This is a genomic window from Salipiger sp. CCB-MM3 (assembly GCF_001687105.1).
Taxonomy (GTDB): domain Bacteria; phylum Pseudomonadota; class Alphaproteobacteria; order Rhodobacterales; family Rhodobacteraceae; genus Salipiger.
On sequence record NZ_CP014598.1, the window covers coordinates 143,776 to 158,883 of the forward strand.

Genomic DNA, 15,108 nt, shown 5'->3' on the forward strand with positions numbered 1-15,108 from the left:
CCAAAGCCCGCTCCGGCACAGTGCGCCTTCCGAGACCATAGAATAAAGGCCGCCCGCATGAGCCCCGCGTCCCCCTCCCCTGCCCCGCCCGCCGCCGCCGGTCGCTGGCCGATGCTCGCGGTGATCTGCCTCGGCGTCGTCGGCGTTCTGACCACATGGTTCTCGGCCACCGCCATCGTGCCCGAGCTGATCACCGAATGGCGCCTCAGCCCGGCGCAGGCGGCTTGGCTCACCAATGCGGTGCAACTGGGGTTCGTGGTTGGCGCGGTCGGGTCCTCGCTCGTGAACCTGCCGGACATATTGCCGATGAAGCGCCTGATGACCGCCGCCGCGCTGCTTGCGGCGCTGGCCAATCTGGCGCTGCTGTTCACCGGCCCCAGCGGCGCCATCGCCGCGCGCTTTGTCACCGGCGTCGCGCTGGCCGGGGTCTACCCCCCTGCCCTCAAGCTCATGGCCACATGGTTCGTGCGGGGGCGCGGTCTGGCGCTCGGCTTTCTGATCGGCGCGCTGACCCTCGGCTCGTCGATGCCGCACCTCATCCGCGCCCTGACCGAGGGCATCGACTGGCACAGCGTGGTCTGGGGCACCTCCGGCGCGGCGCTGGTCTCTGCCATCCTGTTCGCGGGTACCTTACGCGAAGGGCCGCATGGCTTCGGCCGCGCCACCTTCGACCCAAGGCAGTCGCTCGCCGTGTTTACCAACCGTCCACTTCTGCTCGCCAACCTAGGCTACTTCGGTCACATGTGGGAGCTTTACGCAATGTGGGCATGGTTTCTCGCCTTCGCCGCCGCCGCGCAATCGGGCGGCCTCGCGCCCTTCCCCTTCGGCACGGCCTCGATGCTCAGCTTCGTGGTGGTCGCCAGCGGCGCGCTCGGCTGCCTGCTCGGCGGCTGGCTGTCGGACCGGATCGGACGTTGCTTCACCTGCGCCGGGATGATGCTGGTCTCGGGCGGCTGCGCGGCGCTGATCGGCTTTGCCTTCGACGGCCCGCCGCTGCTCTTGGCGCTGCTGGCGCTGGTCTGGGGCATCAGCGTCATCGGCGACAGCGCGCAATTCTCCGCCGCGGTCACCGAACTGGCCGAGCCGCATTTTGTCGGCACCGCGCTGGCGCTGCAGATGGGCCTCGGCTTTGCGCTCACCGTCGTGGCGATCTGGCTGCTGCCGCTTTTCGCCGCCGCCATCGGCGGCTGGCAATGGGCCTTCCTCTTCCTGCTGCCCGGTCCGGTGATCGGCACCGCCGCCATGCTGATCCTGCGCCGCCGTCCCGAAGCGGCGAAGCTGGCCCATGGCGCGCGCTGAGGCCCCTCGGGCTGACCGCCGTGGTCAGCCCTTTTCGCTCTCAGCCTCGATATCCTCGAAGGCACCGGGCGACAGCTCTTCCCAGAACGCCACGATCGCCTCGGCATTCAGCGCCGACATCCAGCCATGGCGCTCGAAATCGTCGCGCGCCGCGCCCGACAGCCGCCCCATGAACAAAAGCTTGTCCGCATCCCGCTGCGTCGGTTTGCGGCTCGCGGCCAGATCGCGGATGCGCTCCAGCCGCCGCGCGCGCAGCGTTGACGGTTTCGGAGGGTTTCGCCGCGAAACCTCCGCCGCGCCGTAATCCTCGCGCAGCGCCTTGGTGAGATAACCCACCGCGTTCTTCACGCCTTCGCGGCCGGTCACGAAATCCAGCTTCTCGGCCACATATTTCTCGCCATGCTCGCCCAGCCACTGCCGCGCCAGCCGGTCCGAAACGCCAAGCTCGCGCAGCTGCGCATAGAGGTCCGAGTTTCGCAGCCCCTCGCCATCGTCGAGATCGAGGATCGCCAGCTGCGGGTTCTCGGAGATCAGAAAGCGGATGTCGGTCACCGTCCGGCCCATCTTGCGGGTCTCCGGGGTCAGCATGATGTTCGAGGTCTTGTTCACCTCGGCCACCGCGGGCTTGATGATCTTAGCGTTAAGCTGCTTGTAGACCTCGTAATAGGGACTGTCCGAGACCCCCATGAGCCGCCGGAACAGATCGAGCGACCACCAGCCGGTGGAGCCTGTGCGCACGAAACGGTAGCAGTTCTCGTAAAGCGCCAGCGCGTGGCCCGATGTGAAGCGGCGCTGGATGTTCAGGTTGATCAGCGCAAAGACCTTTGGATCGTGCAGCTTCTCGGCCAGCGCCGGGGAATAGGCGTACTCGCAGATGCCGCCCTTGAGCTTGGCGTAGCTGAGCAGCGAGCTGACGCCCCATTCCTGCTGACCCTTCTCGTCGAGCATGTCCCATTCCGCCACCGTCTCGGCGAGCCCGCGCAGAGACTGTTTCAGCGTCTCCATGTCGTTCGAATTGTAGCCGATCATCAGGCACAGCGTGCGCGCGTCGATCTGGTGACGACTCTGCGAGGTCAGCGTGTCGTAAGCGTTAAGCAGCAGCACGTTCGACAGCTTGCGCTGCAACAGCGTCAGCTTGCCCGAGACGTGGATCGCCGCCACGTGTTTCTTGACCGCGCCGCGGCGCAGGGGGCCGCTCAGCCGCTCGCGGGGAATGTCGTCCATTCTGCTCTCGCTTTCCGGGCCGTCGGGCCCCAGTGTCGATCCTCAAGGCTCCGGGCGCGTGGAGGCGAGTCGCCATGGTCCGGTTGCAGCTATGATCGGCCAAAAGGTATCCACGGGCAAGTGGCTCTCTGGCACCTCAGGGCAATCCCGGAAACGGGCACCCATGGTTTTGACGGGGTGAGGAAAGGTATCCATTTGCAGGATCCCTCGGATCCGGCGGCGGGCAGGGCGAGTCCGATTCGTGGCGAAAAGACCCTAAGACGGGGAAAATCGACACTGATTAAGGCTCTGGGACTCGGGAACCCGAGAATCGGGGCCCTTGATCCCGGAAATGGGTGCCTTTGGTCCCGGAATCGGATGCCCTTTAACCCGGACGCAGGCACCCTAAGACCCGTAAGTGACTGTAAATACGTATTTTCTACAGCGTAAAGATTCAAAAGAAGATCCAAATACTCTCAAACATCTGGTGCCGATGTGCCAGAATGATCCATATTTAGAGGACTTAGGGTCTCAAGCTGGTTAACTTCGCCCAACCCATGTGCCATAGTTTCGTGGATATCGCGGCAAACAGCGAACGTGGTGAGGCGACATGGCACATAAACCGGGCAGTTCCCCGAAGGCTGATCTTCCCCCTTATTTCAATATCGACCCGGCGGAGGCGGCTGCCAAGCTCTCTGATCCGATCGACACCGCGCGTTTTGCGAAGGCCGCCGCCTTTGCCATGCGCGGGCGCGACGATCTGGCCCGGCGCGGCTATGCCCCCGATGGCGCCAAGCGTCTGCGGCGGTTCTCCACATGGGAAGTCTGCCGCTACCTGATCCCGGTGAACGCCGCGCATCTGCGCCGCGTGCTGCGCCAGAACCCGGACCTGCCGCAGGGCGAAGGCGAGGGCGGTTCGAAGTGGTTCACCCTCGAAGAGGTGCTGCGGCTGCGCGACCATTTCGCCGAGGAAGGTGCCAAGGACCGCGAGTATCGCGCGTGGCGTCCCGAGGGACAGCCCGCCAAGGTGGTCTCTGTGGCCAACTTCAAAGGCGGTGTCGGCAAGACCTCGACCTGCGCGCATCTGGCGATGTCGGCGGCGCTTGATGGCTACAAGGTGCTGGTGATCGATCTCGACAGCCAAGGCTCGATGACCTCGATCATGGGCGGCAAGGTCGAGGACGAATGGCAGACCGTGTTCCCCATGCTGGCGCGCGATTACGCGCAACACCTGCAGCAAGAGAACAAGGTACGCGAGGCCTCGGGCCAGAAACCTTTCCCCTTTGATGAGACACTGACCGCAGCGTTAGAGGTTTCGCCGCGAAACCTCGTGCAGAAAACCCACTGGCCAAACATCGACCTCATTGGCGCGCAGTTGAACCTTTACTGGGCGGAGTTTCAGGTGCCGGTGTGGCGCATGCAGATGCTGAGCTGGCCGCTGTGGGATGCGCTGACCAATGCCCTGCAGGACGGCGGGATGCTGGATGAGTATGACATTATCCTGCTCGATACGCCGCCGGCGCTTGGCTATCTGACGATCAATGCGCTGTCGGCGGCGGACATCCTGCTGGTGCCGCTGGGGGCGAGCTTTCTGGAGTTCGACTCCACCGGGCGCTTCTTTGACATGATCTACTCGACCTTCGCCTCGATCGAAGAGGGCGAGAACCGGGTGCGGCGGCAGGGCGGCCTGCCGGAGATGCGCTTTGAATGGGACGCGGTGCGGGCGCTGGTCACGCGGTTCGACGCGGCGCAGCAGACCGATCTGGCGAATGTGATCCAAGCCTATTTCGGGGATTTCATGACCACCTACCGGCAGGAATTGACGGCAATGGTGGGGCAGGCGGGCGAGCAGGTCTCTGGCATCTACGAGACCGATTACCGCGACTTCAACCGTGACACCTATGTGCGCGGGCGCGAGACCTTCGACCGGACCTGGGCCGAGGTGAAGGAAGTGATCCTCGGCACCTGGTGGCGGGACGTGCAGATGGAAAATGCTGAACGGGAGGCAATCTGATGGCCAAGAGACGCAAGCTCGAAGCGCCTTCGGCAGAGGACCTGAGCCGCTACGAAGAGGAGTTTCGCCGCGAGACCGCCGGGCGCGGGCCGCTCTCGGCGCCGATCGCGCAGGTGGCCGCCGAGGCCGCGACGCTGCATGATCCGCGCCCGCCCGAGCGCCGCGCCGAGGATGCCAAGGACCGGGTGGATGCCGAGCGGATGCGCGACGCCGAAGGGCGTGGGCTGCTCATGCTGGAGCTGGCGGTGGAGGACATCAACGCCGACGCGCTGGTGCGCGACCGGGTGGTGCTGGACGTCGAGGAGATGGAGGAACTGAAGGCCTCGATCGCCAAGGGCGGGCTGCGGCTGCCGGTGGAGGTGTTTGCCACGCCCGATGATGCGCAGGGCTTCGGCTATGGGCTGCTGTCGGGCTACCGCCGTCTGAAGGCGGTGCGCGATCTTTACGCGCTCACCAAGGATGCGCGCTACGCCAAGATCAAGGCGGTGATCCGCGATCCGGAGGCGATGGGCGGCACCTTTGCGGCGATGATCGAAGAGAACGAGATCCGCGCCAACCTGAGCCATTACGAGCGCGGGCGCATCGCGGTGATCGCGGCGCAGCAGGGGGCCTTCGTCAATGCCGAGGAGGCGGTGAACGCGCTCTTTCCCATGGCCTCGAAGGCGAAGCGCTCGAAGATCCGCTCGTTCGCGCTGATCTTCGAAGAGCTGGGCGACATGCTGACCTTCCCCGATCTGCTCAAGGAGAAGGACGGGCTGCGCATCGCCGCGGCGCTGCGCGACGGCGCCGAGGTACGGCTGCGCGAGGCGCTGGCCGAGAAGGTGCCGGAGACGCCCGCCGAGGAGGCCGAGCAGATCGCCGCGGCGCTGGACGGGTTGGAGCGGAAGCTGGACCCGGCCCGGGGCGGACGTCCGAAGAAGGCGGCCAAACCGGCGCCCGCCAAGGCGCTGTCGTCGGGGCTGACGCTGCAACTGGGCGAAGACACGCAGGGCTGGTACATCCGCGTCGGCGGCAAGCGGGTCGGGCGCGAGCTGATGGAGGCGGCGATGTTCGAGCTGGAGCGGCTGCTGGAGGCGCCGGGGAAGTAGCGGGGGTTTAGAGTTAGAAGCGAACTCTAAGCTAATGATTTAATTATCTAATCCCCGGCCGAGGGGCTCTCAACCGGGGAAATCGATCATCCTTTGGCTGCCTCGTCTGCCTTGACGGCCTCGGGCTTGGCCTCGGCGTCCTGCGCGTTTGCCTCAGGCTCAGGAGTGGGCTTGAGATCGGGTTTGGCGAGCGCCTTGGCGACCTCGGGGGCTTCGCCGAGGATGTCATTGAGGTCGAGCCCGCGGCGGGTGGCGCTGTCGCGCACCGCTTCGCGCAGCCGGGCGCTGCGTTTGAGCAGGCGCTTGAAGCGGGTCTCATCCAGTTCGAGCAGGGTCGAGGGGGTGATCGCCACCAGCTCCGAGCGGCGGCGGCGCGGCATGAGCAGCGCCAGCTGGCCGCACATATCGCCGCGGCCCAAGCGATAGGTGTGCCCGGCGACGCGCTGTTCGACCGCGCCCGAGGCGATGAAATAGACGCTGCGCGCGGTGCTGTCGCGGCGGCTGATCACATCGCCGGGGGCGACGTAGCGGGTGCGCAGGCCGCGGGCGAGGGGGCGGATTTCCTTTTCCTCGAGATCGGCAAAGAGCGGGAAGCGGCGCACCAGTTCGGCGCGCTGCACCGACAGATCGAGCGGCGGGCGCTCGTCGGCCTGCGCGCGGCGGCGGGCGAGGTCTTGGCTGAGCGCGGTATAAAGCTCGTCTCCGATCAGCCCGTCTTCGTGCATCGTGTCGTATTCGCCCTCTTCGAGGCGCAGCGCGGTGCGGCGGATGAAGCGGCGTTCCAGTTCCTCGGCATAGCCCGGATACTGCAGGCGCAGACCCTCGAGCGCGCGTTCGGTGGCCTCGCGGCGGCGGGTCAGCAGATCGCGCAGCAACTCGGCGACGCGGCGGCCATGAATGCGGCGGATGCGCCCGTCGATGAAGCCTTCGAGATCGCGCAGGATCTGCCGTTTCGACAGCAAGAGGTCGAAACGGTCGGCGGTGAGCCGGGCGAGGGGGCCGGAGATATGCAGGCGGTTGTGGGCAAAGAGCGCCGCGCGGAAGACGTTGCCGTAGCGCACATTGGCCTTGGCCGCGCGCTGGTAGCCGACGCGACCATCGCTGCGCGCGCCTTCGATCAGCCGGTCGCAATCGGACAGCGCCTTTTGCGCGAGCCGCAGCGAGATGGTGCGTTCGCGGATGCCAACGGTGGTGGCGTCGCGCTCGGCGCCGCCAAGCGCGATGAGGCCCAGCGTGACGCGGTCGCGGTCTTGGATCTCGTCGCCTTCCTCGGCGGTCTTCACCGCGGCGTCGAGGCGCTTGCCGAAACGTTTCGCCTCGGAGCGGACGATCTCGCGGTCGAGGCCGTAGGTGTCTGTGGTCGTCGAGACCTGCTCGCGCACGGTTTGCAGGGCGACGGCGACCACCTGATTGCTGAGCGCCTGATCAAGCGGGCCGAGGCGGTCGAGGCCGAGCTTCTTGATCACCCATGTGAGCGTGGTGCCCTGCACCAGCAGCGTCCAGAGGGTGAAGCCGGTGGCGAGGATGCCGACGACGCGTTTCACCTCGATCGGCACGCGGAAGCTTTCGGTCACCGCGAGCGCCAGCGCGAGAGTCAGCGCGCCGCGCAGCCCGCCCCAGAGGATCGCGACGCGGTAAGGCCGCTCGATCCGTGGCGAGAGCCGCAACATGCGCAGGATCGGCAGCAGCCCCGAGAGGATCGCGCCCCGCGCGGCGATGGCGGCGGCGGTGACCACGAGGATCAGGAGGAAATCGCCAAAGTGCACGTCCTCGAGCAGCCGTGGGATCAGCAGCGCGGCGAGGATAAAGATCAGCGCCCCGGCCCAATGCGAGAGGATGTCCCAGACGTCGTTGAGATTGGCCCAAGCGGTGGGAGGGATCTTGCCCGGGCCAACGAGGTTGAGGGTGATCCCGGCGGTGACAACGGCGATGACGCCGGACGCGCCAAAGAGTTGCTCGGCGCCGATATAGGCCAGATAGGGCAGGGCGATAGAGACCGAAAGCTGCGCCTTTTCATAGCGCGCCAGCAGCGCCATGGCGCCGATCGCGCCCTGCGCCACCAGCCAGCCAGCCAGCGCGCCGCCGCCCAGAAGCATGGGAAACTGTGCCAGCGCGCCGCCGAGCGTGGGGTCGGGCACGCCCTCCATCACGAAGCCCATGAAGAGGCTGAAAAGCGCGATGGCGGCGGCGTCGTTGAGCAGGCTTTCGCCTTCGATGATCCGAACGAGCCGGCGTGGCGCGGCGATCGAGCGGAAGATGCTGACCACCGCCGAAGGGTCGGTGGTCGAGACAATGGCACCCACGAGGAAACAGGCGGCCAGCGGCAGCGAGCTTGTCCACGACAGCGCAAAGCCGACAAACACCGTGGCGGCGACCACCGCGACGATGGCGAGCACAAGGATCGGCACCCAATCGTCGAGCATCCGCCTGAGGTTCATGCCCAAGGTCGCCTGAAACAGCAGTGTTGGCAGGAAGACATAGAGGAAGACGTTGGATCTTATCGGGAAATTTATGATCGCCGCGGCCACGGGATTGAGCGCATCGGTCAGATCGGTGCGCAGAAAGAAGATCGCCGCCGCGCCGATGAGCGTGCCCAAGAGCGCGAGGATCGCGCTGTAGGGCAGGCGGAGACGGGCCGCCAGCGGCTCGGCCGCGGCGATGACGAGAAAGAGCGACGCGATGACCGCGGTGACAAGAACGACATCCATGCGCCTCAGATAGACCGAGTTTGACGCTGGGAGAACTGGCGATTGGCAAAAATCTTCGTGGGGTGGCGCGCGCGGGCCGGACAAGTGGTTGGGCAGGGGGTTGGGTTTCAGCCTCGATATCGGGCGGATGGGGGCGCTTTGCGGCTCGGGTCGCCGTTGGTTCTTGAGAACTGGGGTCTGCGGCTGTATCTGCGGGGCCAAATGGGGGGCGGACGCGGATTCTACAATGAGGCATGACATGCAATTGGATCGCAGACATTTCATTGGCGCGGGTGCTGCGCTGACCCTGACGGCGCTGCTGCCGCGCGGCGCCTTTGCCGCCTTCTCGCCGAAGCCCGCCGACTGGCGCCGCTTTGCGCTGACCACCAAGATCGACATCCCTGCGGACGGCAAGCCGGTGCAGGCGTGGATCCCCGTGCCTTCGGTCAACGAAGAGGGATGGATGCGGGCCGAGGCGCCGGCGTTCAGCGGCAATGCCGACAGCGCCGAGCTGAAGACCGATGCCGAGAGCGGTGCGAAATACGTGCACGCGGTGTGGTCCTCGGGTCAGGCGCAGGCCGAGTTGGAGATCACCGCCGAGGTCGAGACCCGCGACCGGTTTGTCGATCTGGGCGAACCGGGGCAGGGGGCGAGCCTTTCGGACGAAGAGCGCGCGCTCTACACCGCGCCGACGCGGCTCATCCCCACCGACGGCATCGTCAAGGCGACCTCGGACATGATCACCGAGAACATGAGCGGCGATCTGCAGAAGGCGCGGGCGATCTATGAATGGGTTGTCGAGAGCACCGAGCGCAACCCCGAGACCCGCGGCTGCGGCATCGGCGATGTGGCCTCGATGCTGGAGATGGGCGATCTGACCGGCAAATGCGCCGACCTCAACGCGCTTTACGTCGGGCTGGCGCGCGCCGCGGGCCTGCCTGCGCGCGATGTCTATGGTCTGCGCGTGGCGCCGTCGAAATTCGGCTACAAGAGCCTTGGCGCCAGTTCCGAGAACGTCAGCAAGGCGCAGCACTGCCGCGCCGAAGTGTTCCTTGAGGACTATGGCTGGGTCGCGGTCGATCCGGCGGATGTGCGCAAGGTGATGCTGGAAGAGCCGCCGAAGAACCTCGACCTCGACGATCCCAAGGTGCGCGCCGTGCGTGCGGGGCTGTTCGGGTCGTGGGAAGGCAATTGGGTCGGCTATAACTTCGCCCATGACGTGGCGCTGCCCGGCTCGGAGCGCGACAGCGTCGGCTTCCTGATGTACCCGCAGGCCGAGATTGACGGCGTGGAGCAGGACGAGCTGGACCCGTCGAGCTTTGCCTATGAGATCACCGTGCGTGAGGAGGGTGCCTGAGTGTGAGGGTAGGTTTGGGCGGCCCATGCATGCAGGCCGCCCGAATTTGACCCGATCAGAAGATCAGAAGACCGTGGTCCTGAAGTGCGTCGAAGCCGTCGGCGTCGAGATGCTTCAGCAGGGCGATATCTGTCAGCCCGTCCTCTTGGGTCTGCACAGCGACCTCAAGACCACGCCCCGTTTCGGTTACCACGAGGTCGCTGTAGCTGATGTCCAGCGCCGAGAAATCGAGACGATCCCCTTCGGCTTCGCGCCGGAAGACAACGGTGTCGACGCCGCCATCTGGTGTGAACACAAAGACATCGGCCCCGGCTCCACCCCAGAGCGTGTCATCACCATCGTAGCCGGTAAGGGTGTCATCTCCGGAAGTCCCGAACAGTTGCGAGTCCTGTCCCGGCGCGTCTGCGACCAATTCACCCCTGTTGGGTTCAGCCGCCGAGGCCTCAGTAACGGTCACCAAACTGTCGGACTCGCTCGAAACAAGGTTCAGGGATTGTATGCCTCCGGCTCCTGCATCGATGCTCTGGTTTGACGTGTAGTCGAGGACGACTTCTGCTTCGAGCGTCTCGTTCCCCTCGATCACATCTGCCCCGAGGTGATCGGAGAGAAACTGTTCGGTGCTGAGCGAACTGTCGGATTCAAAGAGGCGGATGTGCCGGGTGGTAAAGTCGCCTTTGGGCGTGTCTCCGTCATGGACGATGAAGTCGATCTCGTCGCCTACCGAAACCTCAAGGGCACGCACCACAATCGCGAAGTCGCCGGTCACTGTCTGGGTGGAGAGTGTCTCGCCGTTCAGCCGGACCTCGACGATTATCCCGTCGACGCTGTTCTCAGAGACCGACCAACTGCCGACGATATCGATCGGGCCATCGCTTTCGGCAGTGAATTTTTCAAGCGTGGCGCGATCGTTCGTTCCTTGGTTGCCGAAGGCGGCCGGGGCCATCGTGTCTGCCGTCATAAAGAAGGGCCGAGACCAGTTGTTGCCGAGATAAGGGTTCCAGCTTTCGGACATATATGTCTGACCTTCGAGCACCTGAAGGGCGATCTCGGTTTCGGTGCCATTGACCACCTTGAGCAGGTGATAGCTCCACGGACCTTCTGGATCGGACGCGAGGTCCCAATCGTAGAAGCTGTCAGTGATCAAAGCGCCTGGGCCTTCGACGGGGGTCACCGAAAGGTCGGAGCCTTGCACATAGACAGGGGTATCTCCGATGCGATCTGGAGCATCGATGATCGCGCCCCCAGCATCACGGATGACAAGATTGGTGCCTGAAAACGAGATGTCCTGAGCCGAGCCCCAGACTAGCCAAGTGCCATTTCCGAAATCATAGGCTTCGATGCCGGGGCCAAGGTCGAGAGCGACGGAGTCTTGTGCGCCTGCGAGTATGGATTCAACAAAGCGGAACCCATCCAGCATCTCGTTTTCGGTGGTCGGTTTGTCGTAAAGGCCCATGTCGGGGGAGCCGCTCCAGTCTTCATCGAGAAGTGCGTACCAAGACGCTTCTGTCACGCCATTGGCCGACATGACAGCGACGGCCTTTGCGAGATAGGAAGCGTTCGAAAGCGGATCATCAGTCACCGCGCTGCGCCCAAACTCGGTGATCACGATGCTCGGCTGTTGCTCTTCGAGGAGCGTGGCCAGTATCGAGTTCAGATGGGCGAGCGCCACCCCCAGTTCAGACGGTTCAAGACCGTAGGGGTGAATGTCCAGCGAATCCATGTATTCGAAAGCGCCGGCGTCGATGAGTGCCTTTACATAACCTGTCGCGACAGAGTGCAGGGCTCCACCACCGATTTCGACATCGGGGTAGCTCTCGGAGACCGTGTCCGAAACGCCCTTGAGAATTTCGGTGTAGATCGCAGCCCGTTCGGGGATGGACCGGGTGGTCGCGGCGCCGCTGGTGAAACGCCCGTCCAATCCATTGAACTCGTTTCCGATGACGATGCGCTTTATTTCGGGAAATTCGGCGAGCAATGCCTCTACGAAACGCGCGAACGCGGCGATGCCTTCTTCCGAGGTAACCGTCTCACCATCGTCGTACAGCGGGTTTCCATGGGGCATCAGGGTTAGCGTGATGTCGAGGTCATACCCGTCGACCAAAGGCATGTAGCTGGTGCGAAAATCGGAGAAGTCATAAACGCCCGGCTCTGTCTCGATCAGCCGCCAGCTCACGCCGTCGCGGATCCCTGTCGCTCCGCTGTCGTCAACGAGTTCTAGGAGTTGCTCGGCTTTCAATTCGCCGTAGTCCTGACCTTGCCCGAAATGGGTCGCGACACTCAAATCCATCCGTTTCCCCTTTTACCGACTTCTGTCGTTTGTCTGCCCGTTCTTCTCGAGAGGAGGCTCTTGGCACCTCCGCTTGCGGAACTTGCCAGGCACCTTTTGTGCACTTGGCAGGCATGAGAGATTTGAATGGTCGGAATGTGGCTCGTTTGAGCCAGCGATGGGGCGATTGGGCTGATGTCGCGTGTTCGACACGGTGACCAAGTTAAATGGCCTCGAAATCCAGCACTCGCAGGATTTGTTTGCCCCGACGCTGCATCGCAGCACGTTAAAGATTGCTTAACGTCTGATCGCTCTACATCTTAAAGCTGAGGGTGTTCCACGCGTTTTGGAGCGCAGTATGAAAGACTTTGAAATTGACGTTCAGGATGGCCGCCGTGTTGCGATCATCCATTATTGGCTGGTTGGAATGCGTGGCGGCGAGAAGGTCATAGAGGCCCTCTGCCGGATGTTCCCCGACGCAGATATCTACACGCATGTGGCGGACCCGTCGAAGCTCTCGGCGGTGCTGACAAAGCACCGTATCGTGGAGACACGTATCGGTCGTCTGCCGCTCGCCAAGAAGCTTTACCAGAAGTATCTGCCGTTGATGCCGCGCGCGCTCGAGGAGATTGATCTGTCGGGCTATGACCTCGTGATCTCGTCGGAGTCGGGCCCGGCCAAGGGGGTGATCGCGCCGCCGGATGCGCCGCATCTGTGCTACTGTCATTCGCCCATGCGCTACCTGTGGGACCAATATCACGTGTATCGCGGCGGCGCGGGGCTGATGACGCGGCTGATGATGCCGCAACTGGCGCACGGGTTGCGCAACTGGGATGTGAATAGTGCCGCACGAGTGGATGGCTTCGCCGCCAACTCAAACTTCGTCGCCAGCCGGATCCGAAAGTACTGGCGCCGCGAGTCGGATGTTGTCGCGCCGCCAGTGGCAATCGAAGATTTCTCGCCCGTGCCAAAGGACGAGCTTGGGGATTTCTACCTTTGGTGCGGTGAACTTGCGCCCTACAAGCGGCCCGATCTCGCGATCGAGGCGTTTCGTCGGCTCGACCTGCCGCTGGTGGTCATCGGCGGTCCAGATGACGCGGTGAACAAGCTGAAGGCGAAGGCGGGACCCAAGACCACCTTCCTCGGAAAAGCGCCCTTCAGCGTGCTCAAGGACCATATGGCACGCTGCAAGGCGCTGGTATTCCCCGGTGAGGAAGATTTCGGCATCGTGCCGGTGGAAGTGATGGCCTCGGGCCGCCCGGTCATCGCGTACGGGCGGGGCGGAGCGCTCGATTCGGTCGTCGACGGGCTCACGGGGCTGTTCTTTGAGGAGCAGAGCGTTGATGCGCTGGTTGACTCTGTGGAACGGTTCGAGCGGTCAGGGCTGGCCGACGCTGGGCCGCGTGCCTGCGTCGCTCGGGCACAGGATTTCTCCGAAGTGAAGTTCCGTGCTGGAATCGCCTCGAGCCTGGCGCGGATCGGGGGCTGAATCAGGGCAAATTCAGGCTTTCGCGTGACGCTGCACCCTACATTTTGGCGGGGTTGCGGCGTCTTTTCGCGTGCATGATCACCTTAGAAAGAAACAGATTTTTGAAGTTTCGCGAGATCTGCCTGAAACTCTTGCGGTCCCTCAGATCATGAGCTTCTTTCTTACATGTTCAGGCTGCTGAGAATTGGCGCGCTGCGCGGAGCATGCGATATCAGACGGGACTAATTTACGGTGTCAGAAGGGATCATTTAATGCAGACGATTACTCCTGTTATTCTGTGCGGTGGATCGGGAACTCGGCTCTGGCCGGTGTCCCGCAAGAGTTTTCCGAAGCAGTTCGCGCGTCTGATCGATGATGAAAGCCTGTTCCAAGCGACCGCGGCGCGGTTCGCGGGATCCGGGCGCTTCGAAAAGCCGGTGATCGTGACGAACTCGGACTTCCGCTTTGTGGTGACGGAGCAGCTTTCGGCTGTTGGAATCGATCCCGGTGCCGTGCTGATCGAACCCGAAGGGCGCAACACGGCGCCAGCTGTTCTGGCGGCGGCCTTGCATCTGCATGCCAAGGATCCGGATGCGGCCATGCTCGTAGCACCCTCGGATCACCGCATGCCCGACGGGGCGGCCTTTCGGGCGGCGCTGGAAAAGGGCATTCCGGCGATCGAGAAGGGGAAATTCGTTCTCTTCGGTATCTCGCCGGACCGGCCAGAGACCGGGTACGGATATCTTGAGCTCGACTCCAATGGCGGCGACTGTGTGCCGCTCAAGCGCTTCGTCGAAAAGCCCGACGCCGAAACCGCGGCGAAAATGCTGGCGCAAGGCAACTTCCTGTGGAACGCGGGCATTTTCCTCTTCCGCGTGAAAGACATTCTGGCCGCCTTCGACAAATTCGCCAGCCAGTTGGTGCCGCCGGTGAGCGCGGCGGTGCGCGATGCAGAGGTCGATCTTGGCTTCCTTCGGCTGGCGCCGGGCCCGTGGAGCGAGGCCGAGGACATCTCGGTCGACTACGCGGTGATGGAAAAATCCGACGCGCTGGAGGTGGTGCCCTTCGACGGCGGTTGGTCCGATCTTGGCGGTTGGGACGCGATCTGGCGCGAGATGGAGCAGGACGAGACGGGCGTTGTGGCCAACAAGGGCGCGACGGCGATCGACTGCGAGAACTCGATCCTGCGCTCGGATTCCGACGCGGTGGAACTTGTGGGCATCGGGCTCAAGGATGTGGTCGCCGTGGCGATGAACGACGCGGTGCTGGTGGCGTCCAAGGATCGCGCGCAGGACGTGAAGCTGGCGGTCAGCGCGCTGAAGGAAAAGGGCTCGAAGCAGGCTGTCGAGTTTCCGATGGACCACCGCCCTTGGGGCTGGTTCGAGAGCCTCGTGGTCGGCAGCCGCTTTCAGGTGAAGCGCATCCATGTGCATCCGGGGGCGGCGCTGTCGCTGCAGAGCCACTTCCACCGCTCCGAACATTGGATCGTCGTGGAAGGGACCGCGCGTGTCACCGTGGACGACGAGGTGAAGCTGGTGACCGAGAACGAGAGCGTCTACATCCCGCTTGGCGCGGTGCACCGGATGGAAAACCCCGGCAAGATGCCGATGGTGCTGATCGAGGTGCAGACGGGCTCTTACGTTGGAGAGGACGACATCGTGCGTTACGAGGACGTTTATTCACGCGGTCAGGGCGCCAAGGGCTGAGCTTTGCCGGCCCCGAGCGC

The 15,108-nt window shown here is 63.9% G+C and carries 9 protein-coding genes; 6 read left to right on the forward strand and 3 right to left on the reverse strand.

The annotated features are described in order from the left end of the window. Positions 1-57 precede the first annotated feature (57 nt). A complete protein-coding gene (locus AYJ57_RS22535) occupies positions 58-1,299 on the forward strand; it encodes an MFS transporter (RefSeq protein ID WP_066111300.1) in 1,242 nt (413 codons plus the stop codon). Between the two features lie 24 nt (positions 1,300-1,323). Here the strand turns inward: AYJ57_RS22535 and AYJ57_RS22540 are convergent, their stop codons facing one another. Further along, positions 1,324-2,523: a replication initiation protein gene (locus AYJ57_RS22540; protein WP_066111302.1), complete on the reverse strand. Its 1,200-nt coding sequence runs from the start codon at positions 2,521-2,523 to the stop codon at positions 1,324-1,326. A 589-nt stretch (positions 2,524-3,112) separates the two neighbouring features. Between AYJ57_RS22540 and AYJ57_RS22545 the strand changes: the two genes are divergently transcribed. Together AYJ57_RS22545 and AYJ57_RS22550 are read left to right on the forward strand one after the other, a co-directional pair. Beyond that, positions 3,113-4,516, forward strand: coding sequence for an AAA family ATPase (locus AYJ57_RS22545; RefSeq protein ID WP_066111304.1), 1,404 nt, complete (start codon positions 3,113-3,115; stop codon positions 4,514-4,516). After that, positions 4,516-5,604, forward strand: coding sequence for a ParB/RepB/Spo0J family partition protein (locus AYJ57_RS22550; RefSeq protein WP_066111306.1), 1,089 nt, complete (start codon positions 4,516-4,518; stop codon positions 5,602-5,604). Before AYJ57_RS22545 ends, AYJ57_RS22550 begins: the two co-directional genes overlap by 1 nt. Before the next feature lie 86 nt (positions 5,605-5,690). Here AYJ57_RS22550 and AYJ57_RS22555 read toward each other — a convergent pair whose 3' ends face one another. Further along, positions 5,691-8,312 carry a cation:proton antiporter gene (locus tag AYJ57_RS22555; protein ID WP_083191478.1) on the reverse strand — a complete coding sequence of 874 codons (2,622 nt, stop codon included), beginning with the start codon at positions 8,310-8,312 and terminating at the stop codon, positions 5,691-5,693. Positions 8,313-8,550: 238 nt separating this feature from the next. Here AYJ57_RS22555 and AYJ57_RS22560 point away from each other — a divergent pair, with 238 nt between their 5' ends. Continuing rightward, positions 8,551-9,648: a transglutaminase-like domain-containing protein gene (locus AYJ57_RS22560; protein WP_442974887.1), complete on the forward strand. Its 1,098-nt coding sequence runs from the start codon at positions 8,551-8,553 to the stop codon at positions 9,646-9,648. 55 nt (positions 9,649-9,703) lie between these two features. On the opposite strand, the gene AYJ57_RS22565 is transcribed toward AYJ57_RS22560, so the two are convergent. After that, positions 9,704-11,935 carry a calcium-binding protein gene (locus AYJ57_RS22565; RefSeq protein ID WP_066111309.1) on the reverse strand — a complete coding sequence of 744 codons (2,232 nt, stop codon included), beginning with the start codon at positions 11,933-11,935 and terminating at the stop codon, positions 9,704-9,706. 337 nt (positions 11,936-12,272) lie between these two features. Between AYJ57_RS22565 and AYJ57_RS22570 the strand changes: the two genes are divergently transcribed. Both AYJ57_RS22570 and AYJ57_RS22575 read left to right on the forward strand, forming a co-directional pair. Next, a complete protein-coding gene (locus tag AYJ57_RS22570; RefSeq protein WP_066111311.1) occupies positions 12,273-13,403 on the forward strand; it encodes a glycosyltransferase in 1,131 nt (376 codons plus the stop codon). Between the two features lie 251 nt (positions 13,404-13,654). After that, positions 13,655-15,088 (forward strand): mannose-1-phosphate guanylyltransferase/mannose-6-phosphate isomerase, encoded by a 1,434-nt coding sequence (locus tag AYJ57_RS22575; protein ID WP_066111312.1) that lies wholly within the window; start codon positions 13,655-13,657, stop codon positions 15,086-15,088. Positions 15,089-15,108: the final 20 nt, after the last annotated feature.